General features: G+C 73.2%; 14 protein-coding genes. 8 read left to right on the top strand and 6 right to left on the bottom strand.

The genetic code is table 11. From position 1 onward, the window contains the following. Window positions 1–49 precede the first annotated feature (49 nt). Window positions 50–415 carry a VOC family protein gene (locus ACIBK8_RS23345; RefSeq protein WP_399043727.1) on the top strand — a complete coding sequence of 122 codons (366 nt, stop codon included), beginning with the start codon at window positions 50–52 and terminating at the stop codon, window positions 413–415. Here ACIBK8_RS23345 and ACIBK8_RS23340 read toward each other — a convergent pair whose 3' ends face one another. Next, on the bottom strand, window positions 416–1,084 hold the full coding sequence (locus tag ACIBK8_RS23340) for a class I SAM-dependent methyltransferase (RefSeq protein WP_399043726.1): 669 nt from the start codon (window positions 1,082–1,084) through the stop codon (window positions 416–418). A 235-nt stretch (window positions 1,085–1,319) separates the two neighbouring features. Between ACIBK8_RS23340 and ACIBK8_RS23335 the strand changes: the two genes are divergently transcribed. The 4 genes from ACIBK8_RS23335 (at window position 1,320) to ACIBK8_RS23320 (ending at window position 7,192) form a co-directional block, all read left to right on the top strand. Next, the gene (locus tag ACIBK8_RS23335; RefSeq protein WP_399043725.1) at window positions 1,320–1,853 is read left to right on the top strand and encodes a hypothetical protein; all 534 of its coding nucleotides are present in this window, start codon (window positions 1,320–1,322) and stop codon (window positions 1,851–1,853) included. A 120-nt stretch (window positions 1,854–1,973) separates the two neighbouring features. After that, a complete protein-coding gene (locus ACIBK8_RS23330; RefSeq protein WP_399043724.1) occupies window positions 1,974–2,843 on the top strand; it encodes a serine/threonine protein kinase in 870 nt (289 codons plus the stop codon). 4 nt (window positions 2,844–2,847) lie between these two features. After that, a complete protein-coding gene (locus ACIBK8_RS23325) occupies window positions 2,848–5,007 on the top strand; it encodes a protein kinase (RefSeq protein WP_399043723.1) in 2,160 nt (719 codons plus the stop codon). Window positions 5,008–5,071: 64 nt separating this feature from the next. Further along, window positions 5,072–7,192 (top strand): serine/threonine-protein kinase, encoded by a 2,121-nt coding sequence (locus ACIBK8_RS23320; protein ID WP_399043722.1) that lies wholly within the window; start codon window positions 5,072–5,074, stop codon window positions 7,190–7,192. Between the two features lie 114 nt (window positions 7,193–7,306). Here ACIBK8_RS23320 and ACIBK8_RS23315 read toward each other — a convergent pair whose 3' ends face one another. After that, window positions 7,307–7,750, bottom strand: a complete 444-nt coding sequence (locus ACIBK8_RS23315; protein ID WP_399043721.1) for a MarR family winged helix-turn-helix transcriptional regulator — start codon at window positions 7,748–7,750, stop codon at window positions 7,307–7,309. Window positions 7,751–7,869: 119 nt separating this feature from the next. On the opposite strand from ACIBK8_RS23315, the gene ACIBK8_RS23310 reads away from it, so the two are divergent. Next, window positions 7,870–8,427 (top strand): quercetin 2,3-dioxygenase, encoded by a 558-nt coding sequence (locus ACIBK8_RS23310; protein WP_399043720.1) that lies wholly within the window; start codon window positions 7,870–7,872, stop codon window positions 8,425–8,427. A 30-nt stretch (window positions 8,428–8,457) separates the two neighbouring features. Here the strand turns inward: ACIBK8_RS23310 and ACIBK8_RS23305 are convergent, their stop codons facing one another. Continuing rightward, window positions 8,458–9,108 carry a response regulator gene (locus tag ACIBK8_RS23305; protein ID WP_399043719.1) on the bottom strand — a complete coding sequence of 217 codons (651 nt, stop codon included), beginning with the start codon at window positions 9,106–9,108 and terminating at the stop codon, window positions 8,458–8,460. Continuing rightward, window positions 9,105–10,253: a sensor histidine kinase gene (locus ACIBK8_RS23300; protein WP_399043765.1), complete on the bottom strand. Its 1,149-nt coding sequence runs from the start codon at window positions 10,251–10,253 to the stop codon at window positions 9,105–9,107. Before ACIBK8_RS23300 ends, ACIBK8_RS23305 begins: the two co-directional genes overlap by 4 nt. Before the next feature lie 138 nt (window positions 10,254–10,391). Here ACIBK8_RS23300 and ACIBK8_RS23295 point away from each other — a divergent pair, with 138 nt between their 5' ends. Further along, on the top strand, window positions 10,392–11,126 hold the full coding sequence (locus ACIBK8_RS23295; RefSeq protein WP_399043718.1) for a class I SAM-dependent methyltransferase: 735 nt from the start codon (window positions 10,392–10,394) through the stop codon (window positions 11,124–11,126). Between the two features lie 60 nt (window positions 11,127–11,186). Here ACIBK8_RS23295 and ACIBK8_RS23290 read toward each other — a convergent pair whose 3' ends face one another. Further along, the gene (locus ACIBK8_RS23290; protein ID WP_399043717.1) at window positions 11,187–12,023 is read right to left on the bottom strand and encodes an alpha/beta fold hydrolase; all 837 of its coding nucleotides are present in this window, start codon (window positions 12,021–12,023) and stop codon (window positions 11,187–11,189) included. A 159-nt stretch (window positions 12,024–12,182) separates the two neighbouring features. Further along, complete coding sequence (locus ACIBK8_RS23285; protein ID WP_399043716.1) at window positions 12,183–13,430, bottom strand: MFS transporter; 1,248 nt, start codon at window positions 13,428–13,430, stop codon at window positions 12,183–12,185. A 123-nt stretch (window positions 13,431–13,553) separates the two neighbouring features. Here ACIBK8_RS23285 and ACIBK8_RS23280 point away from each other — a divergent pair, with 123 nt between their 5' ends. After that, window positions 13,554–14,486 (top strand): LysR family transcriptional regulator, encoded by a 933-nt coding sequence (locus ACIBK8_RS23280; protein WP_399043715.1) that lies wholly within the window; start codon window positions 13,554–13,556, stop codon window positions 14,484–14,486. Window positions 14,487–14,509: the final 23 nt, after the last annotated feature.

Genomic DNA, 14,509 nt, shown 5'->3' with positions numbered 1-14,509 from the left:
TGCTGCGACCCGGAAGCCATGGCTCGCCGTTGTCCGGCAGACTCGGGGCATGTTGAGCGTCGGATCCGTTGTGCTGGGTGTGTCGGATGTGCCGAGAGCGGCCTCGTTCTGGAGGCGAGCCCTGGGCTATGTCCCGCGCGAGGAGTCGGAGGACGACTGGGTGGTGCTGATGCCGGCCCAGGGAGCCGGGGTGCAGCTGTCCCTGGGCCTGAGCGATACGCCACCGCAGGAATTCCCCAGGGTCCACCTGGACCTGTACGCCGGGGATGCGGCCGATCAGGCCGCCGAGGTCGAACGGCTCGTGTCCCTGGGCGCCCAGCGGGTCGACTGGACCTATCCGGACGACGCCGACTTCGTCGTTCTCGCCGACACCGAGGGCAACCGCTTCTGCGTCATCAACACCGGCGATCAGTGATCACGAGTCGCCGCCCCTGCCCTGGGCCTTGCGGGCGAGCAGGTGGATCTCCTGGAACTGCCGTCGGTCGGTGGGCTGCGGCTCACGCACCATCCGGGCCACCTCGGCCAGCCCGGACTCGCGCAGCATCGCGGCGAGGTGATCGGGCCACCACCGATAGGCCGGGGCGACGGCGTGATCGAAGACCTGCGCCGGGTGCGACGGATCATCGCCGGCCGAAAAGCCGATCAGAAGGTGGCCGCCAGGTGCCAGCACGCGGTGGAACTCCGCCAGGATGGCGGGGAGTTCCTGCGGCGGAGTGTGGATGATGGACCAACGGGAGAGTATGCCGCCCAGCGCGCCGTCAGCGATGTTCAACGCGGTCATCGAGCCCACGTCGAACCGCAGGCCCGGATAAGCCTGCCGAGCCAACTTGATCATCGCGGGCGCAGCGTCCACGCCACACGCCGCCAGCCCCAACTCGTCCAGGTATGCGGTGATATGGCCAGGCCCGCACCCGAGGTCCGCGACCTGTCCGTCCCCGTTCGCGCGGACGGCTTCGGCGAAGGCGCCCAGAATCGCGCGGTCCAGGGGGCTGTCGCGCAGCGAGTCGCGGAACAGCTGTGCATAGGTGGAGGCAGCGGCGTCGTACGCCTCGCGGGTGGCGCTGAGGGCATCGTGTTCGATCATGCCCGCGACATTAACCCCTGGCTCTGAGGCGAGCCGCGAGAAGCCTGACCGTCCCTCCCGTCCGTTCGCCCTGGTCATCGCCGGTTCGGAGGAGCCGGAACCCATGGTGATAGAACGGATTTTTCAGCAAAGCTGTTCTTGTTTCAGGAGACGATCCGTGTCAGCACACCAGCCACTCCCCCATGCCCGCCGAGGCGCCCCGACGGCAGGGCGCCGGACCACCGCGGTGTGTGCCGTGGCCCTGCCGGCGGCACTGCTGGCTCTCCAGCTCGGGCTCGGCCCCGCGGCGCAGGCGCACGAGCCCGCCGGTGCAGGGCCGCGCACGGCGAGCAGCCCGGCGGCGCCCCGCGCGGCGACGGTAACGGAGGGGCAGGTCAAGGAAGTTGCGCCGGGCGGCGTGATCACCTACCCGAGTGTCACCAGTTGCCTGACCGTGACCGTGCGCTTGCGGGACGGCGGGCTCGTCGGTGCGCACGCCAGCCTGTTCCAGGTGCCGGGTGAGCTGCGGTCCGATGCGATTCTCGCCGCGCTCGGCAAGCTCGTCGGCGACCGTCCGGTGACGTCGGTCCAGGTCAAGGGAGCCGTCGGCGCCTGGCATCCGAGCTACTTCACGAAGGCGATCGAGAGCTACGGCGAGGGCGAGCAGGTGCCGGTTCCCGAAGGGCGCGATCTCGACGGGATCGCGCAGGCGGTGTCCCAGGGGCTCGGCCTGCCCCGCGGCGTCGTCACCGTCGAGGACACACCGGACGGTGACCAGACCGCCCACTGATCACGCCGTCGGCCACCGCACGGGCCGGCCGCCCGGCCCGTGCCATGGCACCACCTCCCCGCCGCCGTCCGAAGACCCGCAGGTAGGCTCATGCGCCGGTATCGGCTGAGGGGGACGGCCATGGAGGAACTGCGGCAGGAAGATCCGGCGCGGATCGGGGAGTTCGTCACGCTCGCCCGGCTGGATGCGGGGGCCGGGGCGCAGGCGGCGCCCGAGCGGCGTTACGTGGCGCGCAGTGCGGACGGGGCGCGCACGGTGCTGGTGAGTCTGCCCGCGGCGGGGGCCGATCCCGGGCGCTGGGCGGCCGAGGCACAGGCGGCCGGCCAGCTGGTGCAGCCGGGGCTGTGGCAGGTGGCGCAGCTCGGTGGCACGGCGGCCTTTCCTTGGCATGCCTCGCCGTACCGTCCGGTGCTGCCGCTGCCGGCGGCGCTGGCCGCGCACGGCGGTCCGCTGCCCGAGGAAACGGTGCGCGCGATGGGCGCGGCGCTGGCCGAGGCGCTGGCGTCGGCGCACGTCCTGAGTGTCGTGCACGGCGGCATCTGCCCCGCGTCGGTCTGGCTGACCGCGTACGGGCCGCTGCTGGCCTGCTTCGGGGCGGTGCGTGCCGCGGCACCCCAGGGTGCGCCGCGGGCCGGTCTGCCCGGACTCGACGCGGGGTGCCTGGCACCCGAGGAGGCGGCGGGCGGGCCCGTCGGCGCGGCGGGCGACGTGCATGCGCTGGGCGCGGTGCTGGCCTACGCGGCGACGGGGCACACCGTTCCGGAGCGGGAGGAGATCCCCGCCGGGCTGCGGGCGACGGTTTCGGCGTGCCTGTCCCGCGATCCGGCCGCGCGGCCCGAACCGGCGCGGGTGCGGGCGGAGTTGGCACCCGGCGCCCCGTACGGCACGGCGGGGGCGGAGCCGGTCACGCTGCCGTCCCGGGTGGTCGGGGTGCTGTCCGAGCAGGCGGCGGCCGTGCTCGCCATGGAACTTCCCGCAGAGGTGCGTTGAGGCGATGCTGTCCGCTCTTTTTCACGACGATCCGCAGACCGTGGGCCCTTACCGGTTGCTGGCCCGGCTGGGCGGCGGCGGCATGGGCACCGTCTACCTGGCGCGCACCGCGGGCGGGCGCACGGTGGCGGTCAAGGTGCTGCACGCACATCTGGCGTCGGATACGGCGCTGCGGTCCCGGTTCCAGCTGGAGACGGATGCGGCACGGGTCATCGGCGGACGGTTCGGTGCCGCCGTCCACGACGCCGACGCGCAGGCCGTCCGGCCCTGGCTGGCGACGGAGTACGTGATCGGTCCGCCGCTGGATGACGCGGTACGGGCCGGGGGCCCGCTGGGCGGGGCTGCCGTCCGTGCGCTGGGGGCGGCTCTGGCCGACGGGCTCGGTCAGCTGCACCGTTCGGAGGTGGTGCACCGCGACCTCAAGCCGTCCAACGTGATGGTGACGGCGACGGGCCCGAAGATCATCGATTTCGGGATCGCGTGGGCGGTCGGCGAGGAGCGGCTCACGCACGTCGGCAGCGCGGTGGGCACCCCCGCCTTCATGTCGCCCGAGCAGGCGGCGGGCGCCGAACACGCGGCGGCGGGCGATGTGTTCGCGCTCGGCGGGCTGCTCGTCTTCGCCGCGTCGGGACACGGGCCGTTCGGCGGCGGGCAGGCGGCCGATCTGCTCTACCGCGTCCGCTACACCGAACCTGACCTCGGCGGGGTGCCGCCGGAGCTGGCCGGTGTGCTGGGCCGCTGCCTGGCGAAGCGTCCGGCGGACCGGCCGACGACGGACGAGCTGGCGGCCACGCTCGCCGCGGGCGGCGGGCGGCAGCCGTTCGCCGATGTGCTGCCGGACGCGGTGCTGCGGGAGGTCGCGCGGCGCGGCGATGACGTGTGGCGGCAGCCGCCGCCCCGGCAGACGCCGCCACCGCCCGAAGTGCCGCCGGACACCGTGGTGGTGGGGCCCGGGGTGTCGCGGCGCCGGATGCTGGCGCTGGTCGGCGGCGGGGTGGCCGCAGGGGCGGTCCTGGGCGGCGGCGGGGTGTGGGCCTGGCTCGGCGGGGACGACCGCGCGGGCGGCGGGGGCGGTGCGGAGGCGAAGCCGGTGAAGGCGCCGTCCCGGTTGTGGACGTTCCCCTCGCGCCGCCCGGACGACGGCGGGGACGTGCTGCTGACGTCGCACGGGCTGGCCATGCCCGCGGGCATCGTGCTGGCCGGCGTCAACCCCGAGAGCGGCGAGGGGACCTGGCAGGCGAACCTCAGCGACGCCTGGCGGTGGGCCACCGACGGCACGAAGGTCTACGCGCTGCGCGAGCACGACGAGGGCGCGGCGCTCGCGGTGTGCGCGATCGACCCCACCGACGGCCGGTTCGGCAAGCCGCTGGCCGAACTGAAGGACTTCGCGGGCGACGAGGCCCGCAATCAGCTGCTGTGTGTGGTCGAGGACAGCGCCTATCTGGTGGCCCGTACGTCGTCGGGCAGCCGCTGGTACCTGCTCGCCGTCGACCTGCGCCGGGGCCGGGAGCGGTGGCGCAGCCCGGTGGATGCGGCCCGCGACACCTACCGGCCGCCGATGCTGTGCGGCGCGGTCAGCGGTCAGCGGCTGGTGGTGTGCCGGGCCGATTCGGGCATCCACTTCCTCGAACTGGCGGTGCACGCCGTCGCCGACGGGAAGAAGCGGTGGGCGCAGTCCGAGCCGTTCACCGGGGCCCCGCCGGGCCGGCTCGTCATCGACGGGCGCCATCTCTATCTCGGTGACGAGGCGCTGACCGCCTGCAGGCTGTCGGACGGCGGCATCGGATGGCTCTTCGGCACCGACCGCAACGCGGGTGACAGCGCGGGCAAGAGCCGGCTGTACGGGGCTCCGGCGCTGCGGGACGGGGTGGTCTACTGCACCGAGGGCGACCGCGGGGTGGTCGCCGTCGACGCCGTCACCGGCAGCATCAACTGGCTGGAGAAGGGCCTCACGGGGCGGCGCCTGAACCGTGAGGTGCCGCCGGTGATCGGCAAGAAGTACCTCTACAGCCTCGACGACAAGGGGCTGCGGGCGGTGGACCTGCGCACCCGCCGCGCGGTGTGGACGTTCCCGACCGACGCGACCGTGCTCAGCGCCGACCCCGGGCGGGGGCGGGTGTACGTCCGCGAGCAGCGGGCGACGTTCGCCCTCCCGCTCGTCTGACACCCCCCGCACCGCACTCCCCCACCGCACCGCCCGACGCCGCCCGTTGAGGAAAGGACACCGTGTGAAACCGCTCGGCCCGCAGGATCCGCTCCGCCTCGGCCCGTACCGCGTGGCCGGGGTGCTCGGCGAAGGCGGCATGGGCAAGGTGTACTTCGGGCGGGACGCGGCGGGGCAGGCGGCGGCGGTCAAGGTGCTGCTGCCCGAACTGGCGCACGACGGGCACCTGGTGGACCGTTTCGTCCGGGAGGCGCAGACCGCGCGGGCGGTGACCAGCCCCGGTGTGGCCCGGGTGCTCGGCGCGCAACTGGAGCCGGGGCGGCCGTGGATCGCGTCGGAGTTCCTGGCCGGGCCGACGCTGGACGACGCGGTGCAGCGGCACGGCCCGCTGGGCGAGGCGCTGCTGCGGGAGACGGCCAGGTCCTTGGCGGTGACGCTCGGCGACATCCACGCCGCCGGGCTGATCCACCGTGACCTCAAACCGTCCAACGTCGTACTGACCCGGGGCGGCCCCCACATCATCGACTTCGGCATCGCCAGGCCCGAACACGGTCTGACGCTCACCCGGACCGGCCAGATCCCGGTCACGCCCGGCTACGGGGCACCGGAGCAGGTGCTGGGGCAGCGCGTGGGCCCGGCGGCTGACGTCTTCTCGCTCGGCGCGGTCCTGGCCTTCGCCGCGGGCGGCCGGCCGGTGTACTCGGGTGCGGAGGTCGCGGCGGTGCTCTACGAGGTGGTGCACGGCGCTCCCGATCTGACGCTGGTACCGGGGCCGTTGCGGTATCTGGTCGAGCCGTGCTTCGCGAAGGAGCCGGGTGCGCGCCCGCTGCCCGGCCAGGTCGCCGAGGCCGCCCGCGCACCGCACCGTGCCGAACGGCTGTGGAAGTCGGGGCCGTTGGCCGACGAGATCCGTGAGCGGGAGGCCGCCGCCCGCCGCCTGGCCGGGGAGGCCGGACGGGCCGCTCCCCCGCCGCGCCGCGCGCCGGACGCGACGCCTGACACCGCCCGTCCCGCCGCCCGTCCCTCGCGGCGGCGCCTGCTGCGGGCCATGGCGGGCGGCGGCGCCCTGGTGGCCGCCGGTGCGGGCGGCGCGGCGTGGTGGCTGTCGGAAGGCGGCGGGGCGTCCGTGCCGACCGACCCGTTCGACGTGCCGCCGGCCGCCCGCGTACGGCCGGCGGAACCCGGCAGCGACACCGGGACGCCGGACCCGCTGTGGGGCCCGCTCGACGGCGTGGCCGACGCCGGGTCGCCGCCGCCGCTGCCCGTACGGGACGTGGTGGTCTTCGCCGCGGCCGGCGGGGGTGTCGCCGCGCGCGGGGCCGGCGACGGCAAGGAGCGCTGGCGGGCCGACGACGCGCACGCCGACGCCGGCTATCTCTCGATCGCCGGCCGGCTGGTGGCCACCGCGGACGCGGACGGGGTGCTGCGCACCTACGTCGCCTCGACGGGCGCGGCGCGGTGGACCGCCGACGTCGGGGCGAGCGCGCTGCTGGCCGCCGACGCCGACCACGTTTACGTGCTGACGTCCGACGGCGCGCTGCGCTGTGTGGCGACGGCCGACGCCCGGGTGCGGTGGACGCACCGGCCGCCGTCGGCGCTGAGCGGCAGGCGTCCGGCGGCGGCGCTCGGTTCCGGTGTGCTGGTGGTGTGCGCCGACAGCGGCGATGTGGCCGCGGTGCGTACCCGCGACGGAGCCGAGGCGTGGGTACGCAAGGGCCAGGCCGCCGCCGCGCTGCCGCCCGCGATCGACGGCGGGACCGTCTTCCTCGGCGGTCACACCCTGGCGGCCCTGCGCGCGGGCGACGGCGAAGAGCTGTGGTCCCAGGAGCCGATGCGGCCGGTGCGGCAGGGGGCGTACGGCTTCGGGCCGCCCTCCGTCGCGGGCGGGACGGTGTTCGTCCTGGACGGCGACGCGCTGCGCTCGCTGCGCCCCAACGGCGACCAGGCGGGCGATCCGGCGATGGTCGCCGGGGTGACCCCGCCCTGGCAGCCGCCGGTCGTGCAGGCGGGCAGTGTATGGGTGGTGGAGAGCCGCGACACCGGTGTGAGCGGTCTGCCGCGCACGGGGCGGGGCACGACGCAGACGTACCCGCTCACGGGCGGTCAGGGCCGCTCGGCCGCGGGTGAAGGCAACCGGCTGTTCGTCCTGAACGCGGGGACGCTGCTGGCGCTGCCGGTGTTCTGACGCGCGGGCGGCGGGCGCCCACGGCCAGGCGCGGGCGCCCGGATCCCTAACCGCGCCGCGAGACGGTACCGCGCACCGCACCGCCACTCGGCGAGGCGTGCGGGGGACGGCAGATCAGCCCACGTCCGGGGAGGGCGGTTGGCCCCACGGAGCCTCCAGCGCGGTCCGCAGCGCATCGGCCTTCTCCTGGCCGATCCGCCCGGCCAACTGCCCCTCCAGATCCGCCAGTACGGCGACCGCCCGATCGTGCGCGCGCTCGCCCTCCCGGGTACGGCGGATCAGCCGCTGCCGGGCGGAGGCGGGATCGGCTGCCTGCTCCAGCAGCCCGGCAGCGACCAGACCGTGCACCGCCTGATGCACGGTCTGCCGGGTGACGCCCATCCGCCGGGCCAGCTCCGACACCGTCGTCCCCCCTTCGTCCAGCACGGCGAACAGCTGGACCTGCGTCGGGGAGACCGGGACGGCGCCGGCCGCCTCCAGCGCCGCCAGCAACCCCTCGTCGAACCAGCGCCTGGCCTCGGCAAGCAGCTGGGGAAGACTACGGCGGACACCCTGCATCTGATCACTCCTCACCACGGCACCGGCGGGACCTGCCCCGCACCCGGCGGCTTGCCACCGGCCGACGTTAATGTCAGGCTACCTGACGTTCCTGCTGGAGGCCGATCCGAGGAGACCTCGTGACCATCGAATACGCCACCCGCTACCGCCGCGCCTCACACATCCCCGCGGACCCGGGCACGCCCTACTTCATCGAGAAGGGCGAAGGGGACCGCGCCCACCTGTTCGGCGACCTCATCACCATCTACGCAGGCGGCGAACAGACCGAGAACACCTTCAACTTCTTCACCGTCGAAGGCCCCAAGGGCGACCTCATCCCCGCCCACCTGCACACCGACACCCACGAGGTCTTCTACATCACCCAGGGCGCCGTCCGCCTGTTCGTCGAGGACACCACCGGCCACCAGCAGGAGAAACTGCTCACCCCCGGCGACTTCGGCTTCGTCCCCAAGAACTGCCGCCACGCGTACCGCATGGAACGCCACCACAGCCAGGTCGTCGGCGTCGCCGCCGGCCCCGCGGGCACCTTCGAGCGGTTCTTCGAAAACCTCGGCGCCCCCACGGAACGCCACGGCCTGCCCGCCGAGCCCGTCGTCCCGGAACCCCGCGCCTTCGCGACCGTCCCCGAGCGGTACGACGTCCGCTTCCACCCCGACCACCAGTGGCACACCCCGTAAGAGCCCGCGTTCCGCACCCCGCCGGGCTCCTCACCCCACGAAGCCCGCGTCCCTGGCCAGCAGAGCGGCCTGCACCCGGTTGGTGACGTTCAAGGCGTTCAGGATGCGGCTGACATGGGCTTTGACGGTGCTCTCACGCATACCGAGCCGGTCCGCGATACCGGCGTTGGTGACCCCCTCGGCCAGCAGGGCCAGGACGTCCCTCTCACGTGGCGTGAGTGCGCCGATGAGACCGTGCGCGGCGGTGGCCTGCGGGCGGGCGGCGTGGTGGTAGCGGTCGATGAGACGGCGGGCGGCGGCCGGGTGGAGCATCGCGGAGCCCGCGGCCACCAGGTGGACGGCGCGCAGGATTTCGGCGGGGTCGGTGTCCTTGAGCAGGAAGCCGTCGGCACCAGCGGCGAGCGCGCTGTAGACGTACTCGTCCAGGTCGAAGGTGGTCAGCGTGATCACCTTCGGCGGGTCGGGCAGGGCACGCAGACGGGCGGTGGCGGTGATGCCGTCCATGCCCGGCATCCGGACGTCCACCAGCGCCACGTCGACGCGGTGGGCCGTGGCCCGTTCGACGGCCGCCAGACCGTCGCCCGCCTGGGCGACGACCTCGATGGCCTCGTCCCCCTCAAGGAGGTCGGCCAGTCCGAGACGGACCAGGGCGTCATCGTCGACGATCATCGTGCGGATCACGGGCGGGCACCGTCCTGTCCGGTGAAGGAGCCGTACGCGACGGCCGGTTGCGGAATGCGGGCGGCCACCCGCCACGAACCGGATCCGGACGGACCGGCCTCCAGCCGCCCGCCCAGCGCCTCGACCCGCTCGGTCAGACCCACAAGACCGAAGCCGGACGCCACCGCCGCCGCGGGCCGCACGGCGGCAGCGTTGGTGACGTCCACCGAGGTCACCGGCGGACCGTAGCGGACACGGACCTCCACCGCCGAACCCGGAGCGTGCTTACGGGCGTTGGTCAACGCCTCCTGGACCAGCCGGAACACGGCCAGCCGGTGCGCCGCGGGCGCCCTGCCCGCAGGGCCGCCGAGATCCGCCTCGACCGTCTGCCCGGCGGCACGCGCCTGCTCGACCAGCTCCCCCACCTCCCGGACCGCAGGCACGGGAGCCGCGTCCGCCGCCGAGCCGCCCGGATCGCGCAAAGCCCCCAGGACGTCCCGCAGATCGGCCAGCGCCTCGGTGGAAGCGGAGCGCAGCAGACCGACACGGTCGGCGACCGGGGCGGGCAGGGATTCCTTCCGGGTGGTCAGCACCCCGGTGTGCAGGGCGATCAGGCTCAGCCGGTGGGCCAGCACGTCGTGCATCTCGGCGGCGATCGACGCCCGCTCGCCCAACCGGACGGCCTGCTCGTGCAGTTCCCTCTCGGTGCGCAGGTGCGTCACCTGGGCGGCCAGCGCCTCGACCAGGCGGCGCCGGCTGCCCGCCCACAGGCCGAGCACGATGGCCAGCACCAGCAGCAGGCCGGGACCGTAGGAACGGGTGGCCCACAGACTCAGCTCCGGCTGGACGAGCACGTTGACCAACAGCGCGCCCAGCACGGCGCCGGCGGCTTCCCCGGCCCGGTTGCGCGAAGCGAGGTGGAAGAGCACCACCAGCAACGGCAGCAGCAACACCCACGCCCCGGCGGCAGCCACCGCCACCACGGCGACCGGCAGCGGCCAACGGCGGCGCAGCGACAGCGACAGGCCCGACACCAGCGCCGCCGCAGCGGCCGGACGCAGGAAACTGCCGCCCGATGCCGCGGCGGCGTCCTGGACGGACAGCGCCGTCACCACCGCCACCAGCGCGACTTCCGCCCACCACCGCCGGGCAGGACCATGGGTCATCCTCACCCAAGAGAGCCTAGAAGCACGCCTGTTGGGCGACCCCCGACGAACGGACACCCGCACCCCCTCCTTTCGTAGCGGTCGGCCGCCGCAGGACGAAGGATCCCGCGGCGTTCGCCGGTCCATAGCGTCGGCGCCATGGACAACCGGAACGCTCCACCCAGCCGTACCCTCGCCCAACGCAGCGCCGAGAGCAGGCTGTTCCTCGCCGAAGCCCTGCGGGACGCGCGCACCACCGGCGCGATCGCGCCCAGCAGCCGCCGCCTGGCACACCTGCTGACCACCCCCGTACGCCGACAGGCCGACCGGCCCCTGAACATCCTGGAGGCCGGCGCGGGCACCGGCTCGGTCACCCGCGCCCTCATCCCGCTGCTCGGCCCCGGCAGCCGCCTGGACATCGTCGAGGCCAACCCCCGCTTCGCCCACCGCCTGCACCACCTCGTCCGCACCCACCCGCACCCGGAAGCCGCCGGCCGGATCCACGTCCACCAGGCGCTCGTCGAGCATCTCCACACCGGGCACCGCTACGACGTGATCGTCTCCGGCCTGCCGTTCACCAACTTCGCCCCCCAGCAGGTGACCGCCATCATGGAGCGCTACCTGGCACTGCTGCACCCCGGCGGCGCCCTCACCTACTTCGCCTACCTCGCCACCCGCCCCGCCCGCCGCCTGCTGGCCCCGCCCGCCGACGCCGCCCGCCACCGCACCGTCGAACACATCCTGGCCGGCTACCAGCACCGCTACGCCACCGGCCGCTGGACGGCATGGGGCAACCTGCCCCCCGCCAGAGTGTGGCAACTACAAGCCCCGCAGCCGGGCCGACCCCACGCCACCGTCCCCGACGACGCGACCCGCCCGGCAGCGGACGCCTAGGCTCTCCCGTTCGGACCGCCGGGTGTGATGTGGCGTCACACGGGTGCGGGTGGCTCCGTCTCAGATGGCCGGAGCACCGGCGGTGTCCGCCTGGTGCCGGTCCACGAACTCCGTCAGGGTTCGGGCGAACACTTCGGGCAGCTCGAAGGGCAGCGCATGCCCGCCGTCCAGCAGGATGTAGCGGGCACCGGTGATGGCGTTCGCCAACTCCTTTTGGTGGTGCGGCGGGACGATCAGGTCCTGGGATCCGGACACGACCAGAGTGGGCGCGGTGATCCGGGCCAGCGCCGCGCTGATGTCCACCCGGGTGTTCAGCTCGGACTGGCGGGCCATGCCTTCCTCGTCGAACAGCTCGTTGAACCCGGCTACGCCCTGCTCGAAGTCCTCGATTCGGCGCCCGGCGAGCGTCCCGGCGCCGATCGCGGTGACCTGCAGCACCCGTGAGAGCAGGTCCTTGTCCACGCGCAGCAGCCGCTGCCACAGGCCGAATTGGAACTCCTGCCACGGGTCGGTCACCGCCCAGCCCGCGTGCAGGAAGAGGGAGCGCACCCGTTCGGGCTGCGCTCCGGCGACAGCGGCTGCGACCGTCGCCCCCAGGGAGTGCCCGGCCAGGTGGAAAGCGTCCAGACCCGCCGCGTCCACGGCGCCGAGCACCTGGGCGACCAGGTCGTCGACGGTCAGCGGTGCGCCGGTGTCGGTGGTGGCGCCCGAGCCGGACAGGGTCGGGGCGACGATGGTGTAGCGGTCCTTGAGTGCGTCGATCACCGGTCCCCAGTTGCCCTCGGGGGTGGCGCCGGTCCCGTGCACCAGCACCAGGGCCGGACCTGAGCCGGTGACCAGGCAGTTGACGGCGCTGTCACCGCCGGAGATCGGGACATGAACGGTCGTGTAGGTCATGGCGGTTGCGCCGCCTTTCAGAATTAATTGCACACGCACTTTACGGACCTGACGAATAATTGCAGACGCCCCCTATTGGTGCAAGGGAGGCCCGTTGGCTCGGTTGGCCGTTGGTCCGGGTGTGCCGACGCCGACGCCGTCACCGTCGCCGTCGCCGAGTCATACAACCCGGAAGCCTCCGGCCGGCGCGGCGGGCTCAGGGGCGGACAGATGCATCCGTTTGGGCAGCAAGAGCGGCGTGGCGAGCAGGAGAACGCCGGACATGGTGATCGCGGCGAGCGGGCTGGTGAGTGTGGCGAGGACGCCCCAGATCACCATCAGGGCAGCCTGCAGGAGCTTGCTGACGGCACTCCAGGTACTGAGGATTTGGGCGGTGTGATCGACGGGAGTCCGTTGCAGGCGTTCCGTCGCGTAGATCGGGTTGAAGATGCCCATGCAGGTGATCAGCAGGCCCTCGACGACGATCACGGTGAGGAGTCCGGGGATGCCGGGCCTAACGCACGCGAGACCGAGCGGGAAGAGCGAGCGCAGCCAGCCGAAGACCGCCATGATCCGGTGCCGGCCGTAGCGGGTCACGAGGCGCGCGGAGAGGCGGGCGCCCACGAAGCCGCCGAGCGCCGGGACGCCGAAGGCGAGACCGTATTGCCAGGCCGGGAAGTGGTACTGGCCCAGCAGGAGGACGGACAGAAGCGGGACGGTGGCCATGATCAGGCCGCTGACCAGGATCGAGTTGAGGAACAGGCCCCGCAGCACGCGGTCACGGATGATGAACCGCCAGCCGCCGAGAAGGCCGGCCCCGCGCAACCTGGTGGCCCGGTCGCGGGGTGCCGCGACGTCGCCGCCGCGGATGCGGAGGACTCCGAGCGCGGACAGCAGGTAGCTGAGGGCGTCGGCCAGGACGGTGACGACCGGGCCGAGCAGCCCTATGAGTGCACCGCCGAGGGGCGGGCCCGCCGCGGTCGCCACCCAGCTCGTGCCCTCGAACCTCCCGTTCGCCACGAGGAGGTGGTCTCGCGGGACGAGATGCTTCAGATACGCGCCGGACGCGGCGGTGAAGGCGATGCTCGCGGTCCCGGAGATGACCGAGACGACCAGCAGTTGGCCGTAGGAAAGCACACCGATGACGTACGCGACCGGGACGCTCGCCATCGCGACGAACCGGATCAGGTCCATCGCGATCATCACCGGACGCTTGGCCCGGTGCTCGACCCACGGCCCGAGCGAGAACGCGACGAGCGCCGCGACGGCAAGCCCGGCCGCCTCCAGGAGCGACACGGCGAAGGCCGGCGCGTGCAGCGCCCGTACCGCGATCAGCGGGAACGCGCCGAAGGCGATCCACGTGCCGTACGTACTGACGGCGTAGGCCGACCACAGCCAGCCGAAACTGCGTCCCAACTGCACGCGCATGCGACTCCCTCGTGACAACGGATGTTTGGGTCTCTGCATCACACCGACCGCACCGTCACGCGATCAAACAACCGGCTCCCGGGCGAGCCACAACGATCGGTTGGGCACATTTATGCTGGCTCCATGGATACCGAGGCGGTGCGGTCGTTCGTCCGCGCGGCCGAGCTCGGGCAGCTGCAACACGCGGCCGACGAACTCGGCGTCACGCAGCAGGCCGTGTCGAAGCGGATCGCCACCCTTGAACGCGAACTCGGCGTCCGGCTGTTCACCCGCACCGCCCGCGGGGTCGAGCCGACACTCGACGGCCAAGCCTTCCTCCCGCACGCCCGGAACATCATCACGGGCGTCGATCGCGCCGTCGCCGCGATCAGGCCGGGCTCGCGGGCCCTTCGGATCGACGTGCTCGGCCTGCGATCCGCACAGGCCGTCGTCCTGCACGACTATTGGCGGTCGCATCCCGAAACCCAGCTCGACGTGGTGACCCTCAGGGTCAACGACCCGCGCGTGGCGGTCACCGCCGTCCAGGCAGGCGACATCGACGCCTCGTTCCGCTCGGTCACCGACCCGGCCGCACTGCCGCGCGACGTGCAGATAATCCACGCGTTCCACTCCCCACTGGAACTCCTCGTCGGCCCGAGGCACCCGCTCGCCGCCGCACGCACACTGACGCCATCCCAGCTGCGCCGGCACCGGATCTGGGTGCCGAGTATCGCGCCGCGCAGTGAATGGGCGGAGTTCTACGATCAGCTCGCCACCGACTTCGACCTCCGCATCGACGCCGCGGGCCCGAACTTCGGCAACGAGGTGCTCCTCGACATCCTCGCGGACTCCGCGGACGTGGCAACCTTCGCGGGCTCGCGCGACCGGTACATCTGGCCGACCCACCACGACCTGCGCCGCATCCCGATCGTGAATCCGACGCTCGCCTACCCGCTGTCGCTCATCCTCCCCCGGGCGAATCCGCACCCAGGACTCCGGGCGATCATCAACCACTGCGGAAGCCTGGCACCGCTCCCCGAGACCGTCTGGCTCCCGTCCTGGGCGACACACCCGTAGCCGAGGTGACCCGACCGGCCTGA

Origin of the sequence: Streptomyces sp. NPDC050161 (genome assembly GCF_044460025.1) — a bacterium.
Taxonomy (GTDB): Bacteria; Actinomycetota; Actinomycetes; order Streptomycetales; family Streptomycetaceae; genus Streptomyces.
The sequence above is the reverse complement of the archived record's forward strand: the minus strand, read 5'-3'. Positions and strand labels throughout refer to the sequence as shown.

What these genes read in the sequence shown, in the direction of transcription:
- ACIBK8_RS23285 (WP_399043716.1), bottom strand. Translation starts at nt 13,430, where the DNA reads ATGCGCGTGCAGTTGGGACGCAGTTTCGGCTGGCTGTGGTCGGCCTAC.
- ACIBK8_RS23345 (WP_399043727.1), top strand. Translation starts at nt 50, where the DNA reads ATGTTGAGCGTCGGATCCGTTGTGCTGGGTGTGTCGGATGTGCCGAGA.
- ACIBK8_RS23295 (WP_399043718.1), top strand. Translation starts at nt 10,392, where the DNA reads ATGGACAACCGGAACGCTCCACCCAGCCGTACCCTCGCCCAACGCAGC.
- ACIBK8_RS23290 (WP_399043717.1), bottom strand. Translation starts at nt 12,023, where the DNA reads ATGACCTACACGACCGTTCATGTCCCGATCTCCGGCGGTGACAGCGCC.
- ACIBK8_RS23340 (WP_399043726.1), bottom strand. Translation starts at nt 1,084, where the DNA reads ATGATCGAACACGATGCCCTCAGCGCCACCCGCGAGGCGTACGACGCC.
- ACIBK8_RS23330 (WP_399043724.1), top strand. Translation starts at nt 1,974, where the DNA reads ATGGAGGAACTGCGGCAGGAAGATCCGGCGCGGATCGGGGAGTTCGTC.
- ACIBK8_RS23325 (WP_399043723.1), top strand. Translation starts at nt 2,848, where the DNA reads ATGCTGTCCGCTCTTTTTCACGACGATCCGCAGACCGTGGGCCCTTAC.
- ACIBK8_RS23315 (WP_399043721.1), bottom strand. Translation starts at nt 7,750, where the DNA reads ATGCAGGGTGTCCGCCGTAGTCTTCCCCAGCTGCTTGCCGAGGCCAGG.
- ACIBK8_RS23300 (WP_399043765.1), bottom strand. Translation starts at nt 10,253, where the DNA reads ATGACCCATGGTCCTGCCCGGCGGTGGTGGGCGGAAGTCGCGCTGGTG.
- ACIBK8_RS23280 (WP_399043715.1), top strand. Translation starts at nt 13,554, where the DNA reads ATGGATACCGAGGCGGTGCGGTCGTTCGTCCGCGCGGCCGAGCTCGGG.